Consider the following 15028-nt stretch of genomic DNA (forward strand, 5'->3'; position numbering starts at 1 on the left):
AGAACATCACCTCTGGCATTAGTATAACCTGAATAAAGTACGTATGTACGTATTTACGAATGTAAGAGCAAGATTACAAAGATGAAACTATGATAGGGTATCTATTTTGTGTTAGCATGAAAATTGAAAATGCACATCAAGAGGAGGAACATAGATGAAGTTGATTTCATGGAATGTAAATGGTTTGCGAGCAGTTATTGCAAAAGGTGGATTTCTAGAATATCTAGAAGAATCTAATGCAGATATATTTTGTTTACAGGAAATTAAATTACAAAGTGGACAAATTGATTTAAATCCCGAGGGATATTATACATATTGGAATTATGCTGTGAAAAAAGGCTACTCAGGAACGGCTATTTTCACGAAAAAAGAACCGATTTCTGTTACATATGGTTTAGGGATTGAAGAGCATGATCAAGAAGGACGAGTTATTACGTTAGAATTTGAAGATTTTTATATGATAACGTTATATACACCAAACTCCAAACGTGGATTAGAACGCTTAGATTACAGAATGAAATGGGAAGATGATTTCAGGGCCTATATTAAACGATTAAATGAAAAGAAATCAGTTGTTTTTTGCGGAGATTTAAACGTCGCACATAAAGAAATAGATTTAAAAAATCCAAAAAGTAACCGTAAAAACCCTGGATTCTCTGATGAGGAGAGGGAGAAGTTTACACGTACTTTAGAAGAAGGATTTGTTGATACGTATCGCTACCTTTATCCTGATCAGGAAGGAGCATATTCGTGGTGGTCGTATCGTATGGGAGCGAGAGCAAAAAATATTGGATGGCGTTTAGATTATTTTGTTGTCTCGGAAAGAATGAAAGACAAAATAACAGAGGCGAAAATTAACAGTGAAATAATGGGATCAGACCATTGTCCAGTTGAATTACATATAAATTTCTAAAAAAGGAAGTATCTCGCTAATAATAGGCGGATACTTCTTTTTAATTCAGTTTGTTAAAATTTTTCAAATCATTCTTGAAATAATTGCATATTAAATATATACTTAGTAACGATAATCATTATCATTGAAAAAGGTTATCGATGGATGAAGTGTAAAAGAATTATAGTTTAGGGGAAGTGAATGAGAATGAGTTCCGGATAAAATTATTAATCTAATGAAATATATGTTTGGGACAAGTTTCATGTAGTTAAGTTTTCATATAAAAATAATCTATTTACAAGTTTTGAGAGGAGATATATAAAGATGAACAAGAAGTTATTTACATTAGGGATGGTTACAGTTTTAAGTGTAGGTTTAGCAGCATGTAATAGTACGGATAAAACTTCAGGGGAACAAAAGCAACAGACAAAAGCTACGGAAACAAAAAAAGATGAAAAACGAAAAATTACATATTTAGGTAAAGAATACACAGTACCAGCAAAAGTAGATAAAATTGCGACAGCTAGTTTAGAGTCAATGGAAGATGCAGCAGTACTTGGAATTAAACCAGTCGGTGCAATTACTGTAGGTGGTAAATTACCAAAGTATCTTGAAAAAGAATTAGAGGGTGCAAAATCTGTGGGTGAAAAAATGCAACCTAATTTTGAAACATTACTTCAATTAAAACCGGATGTTATTACATCTAGTACGAAATTCCCAGCAGAAACAGCTGAAAAGTTTACGAAAGTAGCTCCGACGTTCCCGGTATCACACGTTTCAACAGATTGGGAAGATAACTTAAAGTTAATGGGAGAATTAACTGGTAAAAAAGATAAAGCAGAAAAAATTATTAAAGATTACAATGCGGACGCTGAAAAAGCAAAAGCAAAATTAGGAGATAAGTTAAAAGACAAAAAAGTACTTGTAATTAGACTAAGAGCAAATGAATTATTCCTATATCCAGAAGGAGTATACTTCAACCCTGTAATTTATAAAGATCTTGGACTAACTGCTCCAGAACAACTTAAAACTGTAAAAGCACAAGAGAAAATTTCATTTGAAAAACTTGCTGAACTTAACCCAGATTATGTTTTCTTACAATATGAGGCAAGTGAAAATAAAAACCCGAAAGTGCTAGAAGAAATTGAAAGCAATCCAATTTGGCAAAGTATGAATGCTGCGAAAGAAAAGAAAGTATTTGTAAACGTTGTAGATCCAATGGCCCAAGGTGGCACAGCTTGGAGTAAAACAGCATTCTTAAAAGAAGCAGTGAAAAATTTATCTAAATAATACAATAAGTAAGGTGCGTTGAATGATATGCAGAAAACGAATGCGGTACCAGTAACCATTTTATGTATAGCACCCATATTGATTTTATTTACAGTTATACTTTCTGTTTTATATGGGGCGAAAAACATTGATGCTGAAACAGTGTGGAATGCTTTATTTCATTTTGATTCAAGCGATGTAAATCATAATATTATTATTACTTCACGTTTACCAAGGGTAGTTGCAGCTCTTTTAGTCGGAGCATTTCTAGCCATATCAGGAGCACTTATGCAGGGGATGACAAGGAACTATCTTGCATCCCCTTCTATTATGGGTGTGACGGATGGTGCAGCCTTTGTTATTACACTTTGTATGATTTTTCTTCCGGGAATGTCATCGATTGGTATGGTTTTATGTTCAATGATTGGCTCTGCACTAGGAGCCGGTATAGTGTTTGGTTTTGGCTCACTCCTTCAAAATGGCTTATCCCCTGTTAGATTAGCAATTATAGGGACAGTTATTGGAACATTTTTAAGTAGTGTATCGGCTGCGATGGCTTCATATTTCCAAATTTCTCAAAATGTTAGTTTTTGGTTTAATGCAAAGTTAGATCAAGTGGACCCTAATATCATTAAAATCACGATACCATTTGGGATAATTGGTATAATTTTAGCACTATTAATATCAAAATCTATTACCATTCTTTCTTTAGGAGAAGAAGTTTCTATTAATCTAGGTCAGCGTACAAAACTAGTTAAAGCGATGGCAATTTTATCAGTTATTTTTTTAACAGGAACAGCAGTTGCTTTAGTGGGGAAAGTTGGTTTTGTAGGTTTAATTATTCCACACATTACGCGCTTTATAATTGGGGTAGATTATAAGTGGATTTTGCCTTGCGCAGGCGTTATTGGTGGAGTTTTCTTAGCATTATGTGACATTTTAAGTAGATTTGTAAACTATCCATTTGAAACACCAATTGGAGTCGTTACTTCCTTAATTGGAATTCCTTTCTTCCTTTATTTAATCCGTACAAGAGGAGGAGAGAGACATGCTTAAAAGTTCAAGTCAACGTTTTGGAATGACAATGGGGATTAGTATATTTTTAATATTATGTGCTATTTATATTAGTTTAACGAATGGTACGTTTGATATTACGATTACAGATGTATTTAAAACACTCTTTAGAATAGATCCAGTACCAGACCATGATTTAGTTATTTTTGAGTTTCGCCTTCCGCGCATTGTAATTGCTGGATTAGTAGGATTAGGCCTCGGTGTTGCGGGTGCTGTAATTCAAGGGATTACGAGGAATGGATTGGCAGATCCAGGTATTTTAGGTGTAAATGCCGGGGCAGGAACAGCCATTGTCATTTTTATGTTTTTCTTTCAAGGACAATTAAAGAGCACAGACTGGGTTTCTATTATGATGATGCCGATGTTTGGTTTAGTCGGTGGGCTAGGAGCCGCTATAATAATTTATCTGTTTTCTTGGAAAAACGGTAAGTTAGACTCGCAACGTCTTTTATTAACAGGGATTGCAATTGGATCTGGATTTGGAGCGTTTTCTATGTATTTATCGCTCAAAATGAAGTCAACTGATTTCGAGATGGCTGCAGTTTGGGTGTCTGGAAGCATATATAGTGCAAACTGGAAGTATATTGTTGCTATGTTACCGTGGCTTATCATTTTAATTCCACTTATACAAAAGAAAGCTTATTTATTAGATTTATTTCAATTGGAAGAAACGAGTATTACAAGTTTAGGTGTTGCAGTAGAACGAGAGAAATCCATTTTACTATTAAGTAGTATCGGACTTGTGAGTGCATGTGTTGCTGTTTCAGGAAGTATTGGTTTCATTGGATTAATGGCACCGCATATAGCGAAAAGGCTCGTCGGTATTCAGCATAAATATATAATTCCTACGTGTGGAGTAATCGGAATGTTCCTTGTAATAGCTTCAGACTTTATTGCAAAAACAGTTTTCACCCCTGTAGAGTTACCTGTTGGGATCGTTATTTCTATTGTCGGTGTACCGTATTTCTTATATTTACTTTATAAGGCGAAAGCGTAAGAGGAGGAATAAAAGTGAGTATTTTAAGTGCAAAAAATTTAGAAACGAGTTATGAAAAGCTTACAGTGTTTCGCGATTTAAATGTGGAAATACAAGAAGGAAAAGTAACGACAATTATAGGACCAAACGGGTGCGGGAAATCGACATTGTTAAAAACAATGGGAAGAATTTTAAAGCAAAAGAGCGGTAAAGTATATTTGCAAGGACAGGATTTAAATACAATTCCAACGAAAGAAATTGCGAAGCAGTTAGCTTTACTTCCGCAAACTCCAATTGCACCAGGGGAGCTTAAAGTAGAAGAGTTAATTTCTTATGGACGCTATCCACATCGAAATAACGTAAATAAGTTAACTTCAAAAGATAAAGAAATGATTGATTGGGCATTAGAAATAACGAAAACTTCTGAATTTCGAACGAGACAAATTGCAAATTTATCAGGTGGTCAACGACAGAAGGTATGGCTAGCGATGGCTTTAGCACAAGAGACAGAAGTGTTGCTATTAGATGAGCCAACTACATATCTTGATATGTCTCATCAATTAGATGTATTACAAATTGTGGAGAAGTTAAATAAAGAACATAATTGTACGGTCGTTATGGTATTACATGATATTAACCATGCAGCAAGGTTTTCAGATGAAATTATTGCAATGAAGGAGGGGGAAATCGTTACAACTGGTAGCCCAGAAGAAATAATTACAAATGAAGTGTTAAAAGAAGTATTTCATATTGATGCACGTGTCATGATTGATCCGTATAATGGGTCTCCTGTTTGTTTCGGTTACGATAGCGTTGTATCTCAAGAAGAGAAAGTAGAAATATATGTAACGAGTTAAGAAGGGGGGATGTAAGATGAATACTACTATTGAAAAACAGCAGGTTATTACATTTAATACAGAACAGTGGAAAATGTATTCAAAATTAGAAGGTAAAGAATATCAAATTCATATTTCAAAGCCGAGGCAGCCAGCACCAGAGTCAGGATATCCTGTTATATACGTATTAGATGGCAATGCCTTTTTTCAAACATTCCATGAAGCGGTTAAAATACAATCAGTTAGAGCAGAGAAAACAGGTGTTTCACCAGCTATTATAGTAGGTATTGGTTATCGTATTGAAGGGGCATTTTCAGGAGAAGAAAGATGCTATGATCTTACACCTGTCGTAATTTCAAAAGATGCCCCGTTAAAACCGGACGGTAAACCGTGGCCTAAAACAGGGGGAGCGCATAATTTCTTTACTTTTATTGAAGAAGAATTGAAACCACAAATTGAAAAGGAATTTGAGATTGATAAAGGAAAGCAAACGTTATTTGGACATTCTTTAGGTGGTCTATTTGCTTTACATATACTATTCACAAACGTAAATGCCTTTCAAAATTATTTTATAAGTAGTCCATCTATTTGGTGGAATAACCAATCGGTGCTTGAAAAAGAAAAGAATCTTATAAATGAATTAAACAATGCTAAAGTTGAAACGGGAGTATTCCTTACAGTTGGGTCATTGGAACGAGAGCATATGGTTGTAGGGGCAAACGAATTGTCAGAGCGCCTTCTCCAAGTAAAACACGATCAGTTTAGATTTACGTTTTATGAAGCTGAAGGGGAAAATCATGCGTCAGTTGTGCCGACTTCTTTAAGTAAAGGGTTAAGGTTTATTAGTCACCTATAGAAGAGGGAAAAGGTAAGCAATTGCTTACCTTTTTTCATTATTGTTTAAAGGCAACGTATCCATCAATTAAAAAGCTACTGAAAAAGCGAGTGATGTGAATAAAGCCACATTCCTTCATGATAGCTAGTAGATTCGTTTCGGAAATAGGAAATATTTCTGTTTCAAAAGAATTTTCAAATCGGTTCCAATCTTCTAATGGAATTTGATTTTGCATCATGTGGTTGCGCCAAGCATTCAATTGTGCAGAAAACATACTTGTATGGGGTACACCATTTATTGTAGAGAGAAAGAATGGAGCACCAGGTTTTAAGCGACTACTAATTTCATTAAGAAGCTCTTTTTTCTCCTTAATAGTTGGGATGAAATGAAGAACAAGCATACAAGTAGCAGCGTCAAATAATGGATTGGTTAATAATGAATGGACAGTTCCATGTACAAAGTGAATTTGATTTTGTATGCCTTCGCTTTCAATTCTTTTTTTAGCTAGCTGTAGCATGCTTTCAGATGGATCGACACCTGTAAAAGATAAGTTGCTATTTTGTTTGCCTATTGAGAGAATTTCTTGTCCACCACCAGCACCTATAACTAGTAAATTTGGATTCATATTTTCTTTAGGGAGTGTAGTAAACAAGAAATAATTCATCATTTCATATAGGTTGTAGTAGCCTGGGATTTTACATGGAATTCTTTGTTCATATGAATTTACGGTAGTATCATTCCAATTCATTTTTAACCTCCTAAGTATGTGTATTATAGGTTTATTATGGAATGAAATTATGAAGGGAAACAATCCCATAAATCTGGGGGGAAGAGGATGTATGAAAAAATAACGAAAGAAATTACAATGGTAGCGAATCGTATAAGTTCTATAAGGACATTTCAAGAGTCATTTCTCCACTTAATACGTAGAGTCATTGATTTTGACGCCGCTTGTTTTACAGCTATAGACCCAATTTCTTTTTTATCTACTGGGGCATTTACGGATGAAAGTGTTGAAAAGATTCATCCACAATTGTTTATGAATGAATTTCTAGAAGATGATTTTAATAAATTTAAATATTTATCAGAACACCATCCTCATGTTGCTTCTCTTAGTATGGTGACAAATGGTGAACAAAAGAAAAGCTCTAGATACCGAAATATTTTAAAACCAGCAAGTTTTGGAGATGAATTAAGGGGCGTTTGTATGAGTAAGGGGAACTGTTTTGGGCATCTTAGTTTATTTCGAGGGAGTACAAGTCCCGCTTTTCATATAGATGATTGTAAGTATTTGGCAACGATAGTCCCAATTGCTGGAGAGGCTTTAAAAAAGGTATTTCCTAAACCTTTTTCAGAAGAGAAGGTAATAGGGACAGGCACGATTATATTAAGTGAGGATTTTAATTTATTATATTGGAATCAAGATGGCAGCGATTGGCTCTCAAATCTTAGAAAGTATGAACAGTTAAATATAAAAGAAATACCAAGGCCAATACGTGCGGTTTGTTCGAAAGTAAAGGCTAACGAATATAATGTAGGTTGTATGAATAGAGAAGAAAAAGTTTGTATACCTTTAGCCTATGGACATTTTTTAATCATTCGGGCCAGTAAGTTAGAACGTACAAGTAGTTTTCAGGGTGGTTATGTTGTTCTATTCGAAAGAGCAAGACCGGAAGAAATCTTTCCGCTTATTACGGAAGTGTATAGTTTTACAACACGTGAGAAGCAAGTAATACGTAAAATTCTTACAGGTATGTCGACAAAGGAATTAGCCCATGAACTTTGTATATCTATATACACGGTACAAGATCATTTAAAATCCATTTTTGAAAAGACTCGGGTAAGTAGTAGAAATGAACTCGTGTGGGAAGTTTTTTCAAGATTTTGTTTTGATGTCGATGAATAAAAATAAAATAACTCTACAAAAATCACATGAAGTACGGTGGATGAGTTGTAGAATAGGGCTGAAAAAAGGTTACGGATGAAACATTCCATAACCTTTTTTTATAAGTAGAATTGTCCTTTTTGAAAGTTTTGTTTCAACTTTTCGTCTAAATAGACAAAAAGTTGTCACAATTCGGTCACAATTAGCATAAACATAAAATAGAAGAAATGAACTTATTTCCAAAAAGGCTTGATTCATTCCATTCATGATTAGTAGAGCTGAAAAAGCATGGATTAAAAGTTCACTATATTCTCAAGGAGGTAGATCGTATGAAAACTATTCTTGCTATCGCTGGGTTTATTTGGGTTTTATCACATGGCATTCCAATTTATGAAGGAGAACAAATTCGCAGTGCTCTGAATAAAAATTTTAATGAATACCATATCATTGATCGGCAAGATAATGTTGTGACAGTTCGTGTAAATGACTGTTTTCATACGGTAACCGTTGAAGGAACTTCAGTAGTGAATGATACAAAAGTATGTGATCAGCAATAATTATATATAGGAAGAAAAAAGTCTCAATTTACACGTGTGAAAATTGAGACTTTTATATTTGTGGATGAATAATAAGCGGGGATGGACAATCCCTGCTTATTATTGTTTTTTTGAAAAAAAGAAAGGGTATCATATTAATTGAGACTGAGAAGCTAATGATGTGTTAAGAATAATCATAAAGCGAAAATATACTCATATGGGGTATCCTACATAGATATTTGATGATATAATTGGTATACTCATAAAAGCAATTGTTTTATTGGATGAAGAGAAACTTTAAGAAGGTGATAATATGGATCATAAGGACCATGAATCAGTAACACATAGATCAGAAAAAGAAAAAGAACAAATTATAAATAGATTAAAGAGAATTGAAGGCCAAGTCCGTGGTATTCAAAATATGATTGAAAATGATCGTTATTGCGTGGATATTTTAGTTCAAATTTCTGCGATTAATGCAGCGATGAAAAAAGTAGGAATGGGTGTCTTAAAAAATCATACGAGTCATTGTGTTTCAGGAGCTATTAAAAATGGTAATGGTGACGAAGCAATTGAAGAATTAATGACAGTATTTGAACGTTTTTCAAAAGCATAAAAGCCAAGCTAGTATTTGACTAGCTTGGCTTTTGTTTATATAGGAGAAGATATATAAATTCATAATTGGAGCAAAAAAATAAAGATTTTAGAAAAAAATAAAAATCATGATACAAAACCATTGATTACCTTAGGGGGGTATGGTAAGATGTAGTTGTGATTAATAAACAATGAATAAACAAGAGGAGGATTTTAAATGGAACAGTTAACATTAAAAGTTGAGGGTATGTCTTGTGGGCATTGTGTAAATTCTATTGAAAGTAATGTGAAAGAACTAAACGGCGTTGAACAAGTAAAAGTTCAATTAGCAGAAGGAACTGTTGAAGTTACTATCGACTCATCAGTTGTAACGTTAAAAGATATCGTTGCTGTAATTGAAGATCAAGGCTATGAAATTCAATAATAATTTTTAATATAGAAATAAATCGTACTTTATATGGAGTACGATTTATTTTGCTAAAAATTATACCTTATAAGGGTATATAGAGGTGAGAGACATGAATGAACAAAAAGAGGCCAATCTCCAAATATCAGGCATGACATGTGCAGCCTGTGCAAATAGAATTGAAAAAGGCCTGAAAAAAGTAGAAGGTGTTCATGATGCAAATGTAAATTTTGCACTTGAAAAAACAAAAATAATGTATGATCCCCATAAAACAAATCCACAACAATTTAAGGAAAAAGTTGAGTCGCTAGGATATGGAATTGTAAGTGATAAAGCTGAGTTTACTGTTTCAGGGATGACATGCGCAGCATGTGCGAATAGAGTAGAAAAGCGTTTAAATAAGTTAGAAGGTGTGAACGGAGCGACAGTAAATTTCGCTTTGGAATCAGCTACAGTAGATTTTAATCCTGATGAAATTAATGTAAATGAAATGAAGAGTGCAATCACGAAATTAGGATATAAATTGGAAGTGAAATCAGATGAGCAAGATGGATCAACTGATCATCGCTTACAAGAAATTGAACGACAAAAGAAGAAATTTATCATTTCGTTTATTTTATCATTCCCGTTACTGTGGGCAATGGTAAGTCATTTCTCATTTACATCATTTATTTATTTACCTGATATGCTTATGAACCCTTGGGTGCAGCTAGCTCTTGCAACTCCAGTACAGTTTATAATTGGAGGCCAGTTTTATGTTGGGGCTTATAAAGCGTTACGTAATAAAAGTGCAAACATGGATGTTCTTGTGGCACTTGGAACGTCCGCAGCTTATTTCTATAGTGTTTATTTAAGTATTAGGTCGATTGGTTCTTCAGAACATATGACAGATTTATATTTTGAAACGAGTGCGGTACTTATTACTTTAATTATTTTAGGTAAATTATTTGAGGCGAGAGCAAAAGGGCGTTCATCAGAAGCTATTAAAAAGTTGATGGGACTACAAGCGAAAACTGCCACAGTTGTGCGAGATGGAACAGAGATGAAAATTTTAATCGAAGAAGTGGTAGCTGGTGATGTTGTCTATGTTAAACCTGGTGAAAAAATCCCAGTAGATGGAGAAATTGTAGAAGGAAAATCAGCGATAGATGAATCGATGTTAACAGGCGAGAGTATTCCAGTTGATAAAACAATTGGGGATGTAGTAATTGGCTCTACAATGAATAAAAATGGATTTTTAAAAGTTAAAGCAACTAAGGTAGGAAGAGATACTGCATTAGCTCAAATTATTAAAGTAGTAGAAGAGGCTCAAGGTTCAAAAGCTCCTATTCAAAGGGTAGCAGATCAAATTTCAGGTATTTTCGTACCTGTTGTAGTTGTAATTGCTATTATTACATTTGCGGTGTGGATGATATTTGTTACACCTGGTGATTTTGGCGGAGCACTTGAGAAAATGATAGCAGTACTTGTTATCGCTTGTCCGTGTGCATTAGGTCTTGCAACACCTACATCTATTATGGCGGGATCAGGAAGATCAGCTGAGTATGGTATTTTATTTAAAGGTGGAGAGCATTTAGAAGCAACGCACCGATTAGATACAGTTATTCTAGATAAAACAGGTACTGTGACAAACGGGAAGCCTGTTTTAACAGATGTAATTGTAGCAGATGGATTCCATGAAGAAGAAATACTACGTTTAGTAGGTGCGGCAGAAAAAAATTCTGAACATCCACTTGCAGAAGCGATTGTAGAAGGAATTAAAGAAAAGAAAATTGATATCCCAAGTTCAGAAACGTTTGAAGCGATTCCAGGATTCGGTATCGAATCAGTCGTAGAAGGGAAACAATTATTAATTGGTACACGTCGATTAATGAAGAAATTCGATATTGATATTGAAGAAGTTTCTAAATCGATGGAAGAGCTAGAACGAGAAGGAAAAACAGCAATGCTTATTGCGATCAATAAAGAATATGCTGGTATAGTGGCCGTTGCAGATACTGTAAAAGATACTTCAAAAGCAGCTATCGCAAGACTTAAGAAAATGGGTCTAGACGTTGTTATGATTACAGGAGATAATACACAAACTGCTCAGGCAATCGCTAAGCAAGTTGGTATTGATCACGTAATTGCAGAAGTATTACCTGAAGGAAAAGCAGAAGAAGTGAAAAAACTTCAAGCGCAAGGTAAGAAAGTAGCAATGGTTGGAGATGGAATAAATGATGCTCCTGCACTTGCTACGGCGGATATCGGTATGGCAATTGGAACAGGTACGGATGTAGCTATGGAAGCGGCAGACATTACGTTAATCCGTGGTGATTTAAATAGTATTGCTGATGCAATTTTTATGAGTAAAATGACGATTAGAAATATTAAGCAAAATCTATTCTGGGCGTTAGCTTATAACGGCCTAGGAATTCCAATTGCGGCGCTCGGTTTCTTAGCTCCTTGGGTTGCAGGTGCAGCAATGGCATTTAGCTCTGTATCAGTCGTATTAAATGCATTAAGATTACAAAGAGTTAAATTGAAATCTTAAACACTTTCAGCTATAAAGCGAATTTAATATGCTTTTTTACAATAAACAATACTTTGTATGAGTATTGTTTATTGTTCGTTTAGAAGGAAAAGTCGATATAATATAGAAAGAGCAGAAGTAGAATCATATATAGTGGAAGAAACTGTTTCGAAAATAAACACGAAATAATTATCCGGATAACCGAAATAAAAGAGTTAGTTTGATAAGGAGTTTTACATATGTTTAAAGATATTAAAATTAGAACATTCCAGAAGGAGGATTTAGAGCAAGTATTACAATTGTTCTATGAAACGGTTCATACGGTGAATGCAAAAGATTATAACGAGTTACAGCTACAGGCGTGGGCCCCGGAGCGACTAGATAGAGAGAGATGGCTACAGTCTTTAGAAAAGAATATTTGTTACGTTGCTGATTATAAAGGTGTGATAGTGGGATTTGGGGATTATAATGATGATCATTACGTAGATCGCTTATTTACGCATAAAGATTATCAAGGAAAAAGGATAGCATCATACATACTACAGAAGTTAGAAAAAGAAGCAGTGAACTTGCAGCATAGGGATATGTATACAGAGGCGAGTATTACAGCAAAACCTTTCTTTGAAAGCAAAGGTTTTATTTGCATAAAGGAACAAAATAAGCAGCATAATGGTCAGATTTTTATTAATTATGTCATGAAAAAAATAGCCTTCTCATAAATGAGAAGGCTATTTTTCATTATTTTACAGCTTCTTTTAGTTCTTTACCAGCTTTAAAAGCAGGTACTTTAGAAGCTGCGATTTGCATTTCTTCACCCGTTTGTGGGTTACGGCCTGTACGAGCAGCTCTTTCACGAACTTCGAATGTACCGAATCCGATAAGTTGTACTTTTTCGCCAGCAGCTAAAGAGTTAGTGATTGATTCTACTACAGTTTGTAAAACTACAGTAGCTTCTTTTTGAGAAATCTCAGCGTTTTGTGCTACGTTTTTAATTAATTCTGTCTTATTCATGTTTTTCACCTCATATGTAAATAATGCTATTTAAGTTGTTATTATAACGTATAAAACATTCGAGAACAAGTGTACGTACATATATTCGCAAAAAAAATGAAATTTGTAATATTTTTAGGACCAATTTATAGACATTCAATTTAAGCGGATACAGATTTTTTCTTTAATGCAGTTTGCTCTTTATTGGAAGGTAGTTTCTTATTATAAGATATGAAATAAGGTAATGCTACAAATAACATACCCCCTACTAAATTTCCGAAGAAAACAAAAATGAAGTTTGGAAAATATTCAACCCAAGTTAAATGACCAGAAAAAATTGCAGCTGGGATGACAAACATATTGGCTACAACGTGTTGAAATCCAATCGCAACAAAAGTCATAACAGGGAACCAAATACCGACAATCTTTCCGATAAATTCTTTACTTCCCATACTGAGCCAAACAGCTAAACAAACGAGCCAATTACACCCGATTGCAGAAATGAAGGCTTGCAGTGGTGTATCTTGTAGTTTAGCTTGTGCAATAGAAACTGTTTTTGCTAAAAAAGCTCCCTCCGTTAAGCCGACGATATGACCAAAAAAATAAGCGACGAATATAGCACCTATGAAGTTGCTAAACGTAACAATAACTAAATTTCGTATGAAGTGAAATAAGTCGATTTTTTTGTGAAGCCATGCCATTGAAACGGTCATCATGTTGCCAGTTACTAATTCACCGCCTGCAAGGATAACGAGTATAAGACCGATAGGGAATACGGCAGCACCTAAAAAGCTAGTAAATGATCCCCAAGATTTTGGCATTGTTCCGATAACATGGATATCAAGTAAATATCCTAATGCTATGAAAGCACCACCAAAAAAACCGAGAATTAGCATAGGGAGCAATGATAAATGAGCTTTTTTTCTTCCAGAATTAGCAGCAAGTTCCGTAATTTCTTCTGGTGTAAATACAGACATGAATAATCTCTCCTCAATAAAATGATAGAATGAATAGAAGGAACATTTTAAAGAATCTATGTATGATAAAAAAATGATATGACTTCTGTATAAATTTGTCAAAGTGAGTGGGGCTGAAATTGGATATAACGAACATTGTTCATGTTGTCACATTAATGTAACAATAAGGATTTAAAGTGATTTTAGAGGTGAGAACATGAATACGCATCATGTAAAAAAAGAACGAAAAAAATCAATCGTAAAGATATTTATTATTAGTTTCATAAGTATATTAATGATACCAGTAAGTTTGTATTTCTATGCGACTGAAATAGAAAGAAGACTAGTAACAGTTACGTGGAATGAAATAGAAGCTCCTACAATTCCTAAAGAGTTTAATAATAAAAAAATATTGCAGTTCTCAGATGTACATTTAGGACCAGATTTCACATTGAAACAACTAGAAAATTTGGTGGAGAAGATGAATGAATTACATCCAGATATAGTAGTTTTTACAGGAGATTTAATAGATAAGTTTGGATCCTATAGTGCGGAAAGAGAAGAAGCAAAGGTTATTTTGCAGAAAATTAAAGCTCCCCTAGGAAAATATGCTGTGTTTGGGAATCATGATAGAGGTGGGGGCGGTAGTTTATTTTACAAAAAGTATATGGAGGAAGCTGGTTTTTCTGTGTTAGTAAATGAAGTGCAGAAAATTAAAGGGGAAAACGGCAAGTATATTACAATATCAGGTTTGGATGATTTTTTATTAGGGAAGCCACAAATAGACTCGACTTTAAAAAACTTAAGACAACAAGATTTCAATATGCTATTAATACATGAGCCGGATGTTGTAGATAAAGTATCTCGTTATCCAGTCGATTTTCAAATGTCAGGACATAGTCACGGAGGACAAGTTCAAATTCCTTTTGTAGGTCCTTTAATTACTACAAAACTAGCTGAGAGTCATGTTGAAGGTATGTATGAATTAGAAGGGAAGAGTAAGCTGTTACATTTATACGTAAATCGTGGTATTGGAACGACTCGAATGCCTGTTAGATTTTTGAGTGTACCGGAACTTTCACTATTTGTATTGAAGCAAAGTAGTGACTGAAGTAGAACGTTTAATATTTTGAAGAATTAAGAGTACTTTTAAAGAAAGTTCTCTTTTTTTATTGATTAAATACAGAATATTATGTATTTTTTATTTAAACTGTTAAAAAGAAAGGGGAATTTCTATGATAGAAACATAGCATAAAGAATTGGAAAG

16 protein-coding genes are annotated in these 15028 nt (G+C 34.2%); 13 read left to right on the forward strand and 3 right to left on the reverse strand.

What is annotated here, in order from left to right; genetic code table 11:
• Positions 1 to 154 precede the first annotated feature (154 nt).
• From NSS74_RS05755 to NSS74_RS05780, 6 genes are all read left to right on the forward strand, one after another.
• A complete protein-coding gene (locus NSS74_RS05755) occupies positions 155 to 913 on the forward strand; it encodes an exodeoxyribonuclease III (protein WP_002185106.1) in 759 nt (252 codons plus the stop codon).
• 303 nt (positions 914 to 1216) lie between these two features.
• Positions 1217 to 2182, forward strand: a complete 966-nt coding sequence (locus NSS74_RS05760; RefSeq protein ID WP_002014659.1) for an iron-hydroxamate ABC transporter substrate-binding protein — start codon at positions 1217 to 1219, stop codon at positions 2180 to 2182.
• Between the two features lie 27 nt (positions 2183 to 2209).
• Complete coding sequence (locus NSS74_RS05765) at positions 2210 to 3217, forward strand: FecCD family ABC transporter permease (RefSeq protein WP_002014660.1); 1008 nt, start codon at positions 2210 to 2212, stop codon at positions 3215 to 3217.
• Positions 3210 to 4232 (forward strand): FecCD family ABC transporter permease, encoded by a 1023-nt coding sequence (locus NSS74_RS05770; protein WP_002128652.1) that lies wholly within the window; start codon positions 3210 to 3212, stop codon positions 4230 to 4232. The genes NSS74_RS05765 and NSS74_RS05770 overlap by 8 nt, the downstream gene beginning before the upstream one ends.
• A gap of 14 nt (positions 4233 to 4246) precedes the next feature.
• Complete coding sequence (locus NSS74_RS05775; protein ID WP_002014663.1) at positions 4247 to 5068, forward strand: ABC transporter ATP-binding protein; 822 nt, start codon at positions 4247 to 4249, stop codon at positions 5066 to 5068.
• A gap of 16 nt (positions 5069 to 5084) precedes the next feature.
• A complete protein-coding gene (locus NSS74_RS05780; protein ID WP_012261522.1) occupies positions 5085 to 5903 on the forward strand; it encodes an alpha/beta hydrolase in 819 nt (272 codons plus the stop codon).
• Between the two features lie 37 nt (positions 5904 to 5940).
• Here NSS74_RS05780 and NSS74_RS05785 read toward each other — a convergent pair whose 3' ends face one another.
• Positions 5941 to 6630 carry a class I SAM-dependent methyltransferase gene (locus tag NSS74_RS05785; RefSeq protein ID WP_159146985.1) on the reverse strand — a complete coding sequence of 230 codons (690 nt, stop codon included), beginning with the start codon at positions 6628 to 6630 and terminating at the stop codon, positions 5941 to 5943.
• 87 nt (positions 6631 to 6717) lie between these two features.
• Here NSS74_RS05785 and NSS74_RS05790 point away from each other — a divergent pair, with 87 nt between their 5' ends.
• From NSS74_RS05790 to NSS74_RS05815, 6 genes are all read left to right on the forward strand, one after another.
• Positions 6718 to 7788 (forward strand): helix-turn-helix transcriptional regulator, encoded by a 1071-nt coding sequence (locus NSS74_RS05790; protein WP_159146984.1) that lies wholly within the window; start codon positions 6718 to 6720, stop codon positions 7786 to 7788.
• Positions 7789 to 8096: 308 nt separating this feature from the next.
• Positions 8097 to 8324 carry a hypothetical protein gene (locus NSS74_RS05795; RefSeq protein WP_002014667.1) on the forward strand — a complete coding sequence of 76 codons (228 nt, stop codon included), beginning with the start codon at positions 8097 to 8099 and terminating at the stop codon, positions 8322 to 8324.
• A 292-nt stretch (positions 8325 to 8616) separates the two neighbouring features.
• Positions 8617 to 8919 (forward strand): metal-sensing transcriptional repressor, encoded by a 303-nt coding sequence (locus NSS74_RS05800; protein WP_002014668.1) that lies wholly within the window; start codon positions 8617 to 8619, stop codon positions 8917 to 8919.
• Between the two features lie 195 nt (positions 8920 to 9114).
• Entirely contained in the window at positions 9115 to 9321 is a 207-nt protein-coding gene (gene copZ / locus NSS74_RS05805; protein WP_002033654.1) for a copper chaperone CopZ, read from the forward strand.
• Positions 9322 to 9415: 94 nt separating this feature from the next.
• Entirely contained in the window at positions 9416 to 11836 is a 2421-nt protein-coding gene (locus NSS74_RS05810; RefSeq protein ID WP_002142799.1) for a heavy metal translocating P-type ATPase, read from the forward strand.
• 218 nt (positions 11837 to 12054) lie between these two features.
• Positions 12055 to 12534, forward strand: coding sequence for a GNAT family N-acetyltransferase (locus tag NSS74_RS05815; protein ID WP_002142798.1), 480 nt, complete (start codon positions 12055 to 12057; stop codon positions 12532 to 12534).
• Between the two features lie 19 nt (positions 12535 to 12553).
• On the opposite strand, the gene NSS74_RS05820 is transcribed toward NSS74_RS05815, so the two are convergent.
• Both NSS74_RS05820 and NSS74_RS05825 read right to left on the reverse strand, forming a co-directional pair.
• Positions 12554 to 12826, reverse strand: a complete 273-nt coding sequence (locus tag NSS74_RS05820; protein ID WP_002033657.1) for an HU family DNA-binding protein — start codon at positions 12824 to 12826, stop codon at positions 12554 to 12556.
• Positions 12827 to 12966: 140 nt separating this feature from the next.
• Positions 12967 to 13782 carry a formate/nitrite transporter family protein gene (locus tag NSS74_RS05825; protein ID WP_002014675.1) on the reverse strand — a complete coding sequence of 272 codons (816 nt, stop codon included), beginning with the start codon at positions 13780 to 13782 and terminating at the stop codon, positions 12967 to 12969.
• A 196-nt stretch (positions 13783 to 13978) separates the two neighbouring features.
• Between NSS74_RS05825 and NSS74_RS05830 the strand changes: the two genes are divergently transcribed.
• The gene (locus tag NSS74_RS05830; protein ID WP_002033659.1) at positions 13979 to 14872 is read left to right on the forward strand and encodes a metallophosphoesterase; all 894 of its coding nucleotides are present in this window, start codon (positions 13979 to 13981) and stop codon (positions 14870 to 14872) included.
• The last annotated feature ends 156 nt before the right edge of the window (positions 14873 to 15028 follow it).

The organism is Bacillus sp. FSL E2-8868 (assembly GCF_038005505.1).
Taxonomy (GTDB): Bacteria; Bacillota; Bacilli; order Bacillales; family Bacillaceae_G; genus Bacillus_A; species Bacillus_A mycoides.

Bases quoted from the DNA above. Each gene is read 5' to 3' on its own strand.
- NSS74_RS05790 (WP_159146984.1), top strand. From the start codon at position 6,718: ATGTATGAAAAAATAACGAAAGAAATTACAATGGTAGCGAATCGTATA.
- NSS74_RS05780 (WP_012261522.1), top strand. From the start codon at position 5,085: ATGAATACTACTATTGAAAAACAGCAGGTTATTACATTTAATACAGAA.
- NSS74_RS05770 (WP_002128652.1), top strand. From the start codon at position 3,210: ATGCTTAAAAGTTCAAGTCAACGTTTTGGAATGACAATGGGGATTAGT.
- copZ (WP_002033654.1), top strand. From the start codon at position 9,115: ATGGAACAGTTAACATTAAAAGTTGAGGGTATGTCTTGTGGGCATTGT.
- NSS74_RS05820 (WP_002033657.1), bottom strand. From the start codon at position 12,826: ATGAATAAGACAGAATTAATTAAAAACGTAGCACAAAACGCTGAGATT.
- NSS74_RS05815 (WP_002142798.1), top strand. From the start codon at position 12,055: ATGTTTAAAGATATTAAAATTAGAACATTCCAGAAGGAGGATTTAGAG.
- NSS74_RS05825 (WP_002014675.1), bottom strand. From the start codon at position 13,782: ATGTCTGTATTTACACCAGAAGAAATTACGGAACTTGCTGCTAATTCT.
- NSS74_RS05760 (WP_002014659.1), top strand. From the start codon at position 1,217: ATGAACAAGAAGTTATTTACATTAGGGATGGTTACAGTTTTAAGTGTA.
- NSS74_RS05785 (WP_159146985.1), bottom strand. From the start codon at position 6,630: ATGAATTGGAATGATACTACCGTAAATTCATATGAACAAAGAATTCCA.
- NSS74_RS05830 (WP_002033659.1), top strand. From the start codon at position 13,979: ATGAATACGCATCATGTAAAAAAAGAACGAAAAAAATCAATCGTAAAG.
- NSS74_RS05765 (WP_002014660.1), top strand. From the start codon at position 2,210: ATGCAGAAAACGAATGCGGTACCAGTAACCATTTTATGTATAGCACCC.
- NSS74_RS05800 (WP_002014668.1), top strand. From the start codon at position 8,617: ATGGATCATAAGGACCATGAATCAGTAACACATAGATCAGAAAAAGAA.
- NSS74_RS05755 (WP_002185106.1), top strand. From the start codon at position 155: ATGAAGTTGATTTCATGGAATGTAAATGGTTTGCGAGCAGTTATTGCA.
- NSS74_RS05810 (WP_002142799.1), top strand. From the start codon at position 9,416: ATGAATGAACAAAAAGAGGCCAATCTCCAAATATCAGGCATGACATGT.
- NSS74_RS05795 (WP_002014667.1), top strand. From the start codon at position 8,097: ATGAAAACTATTCTTGCTATCGCTGGGTTTATTTGGGTTTTATCACAT.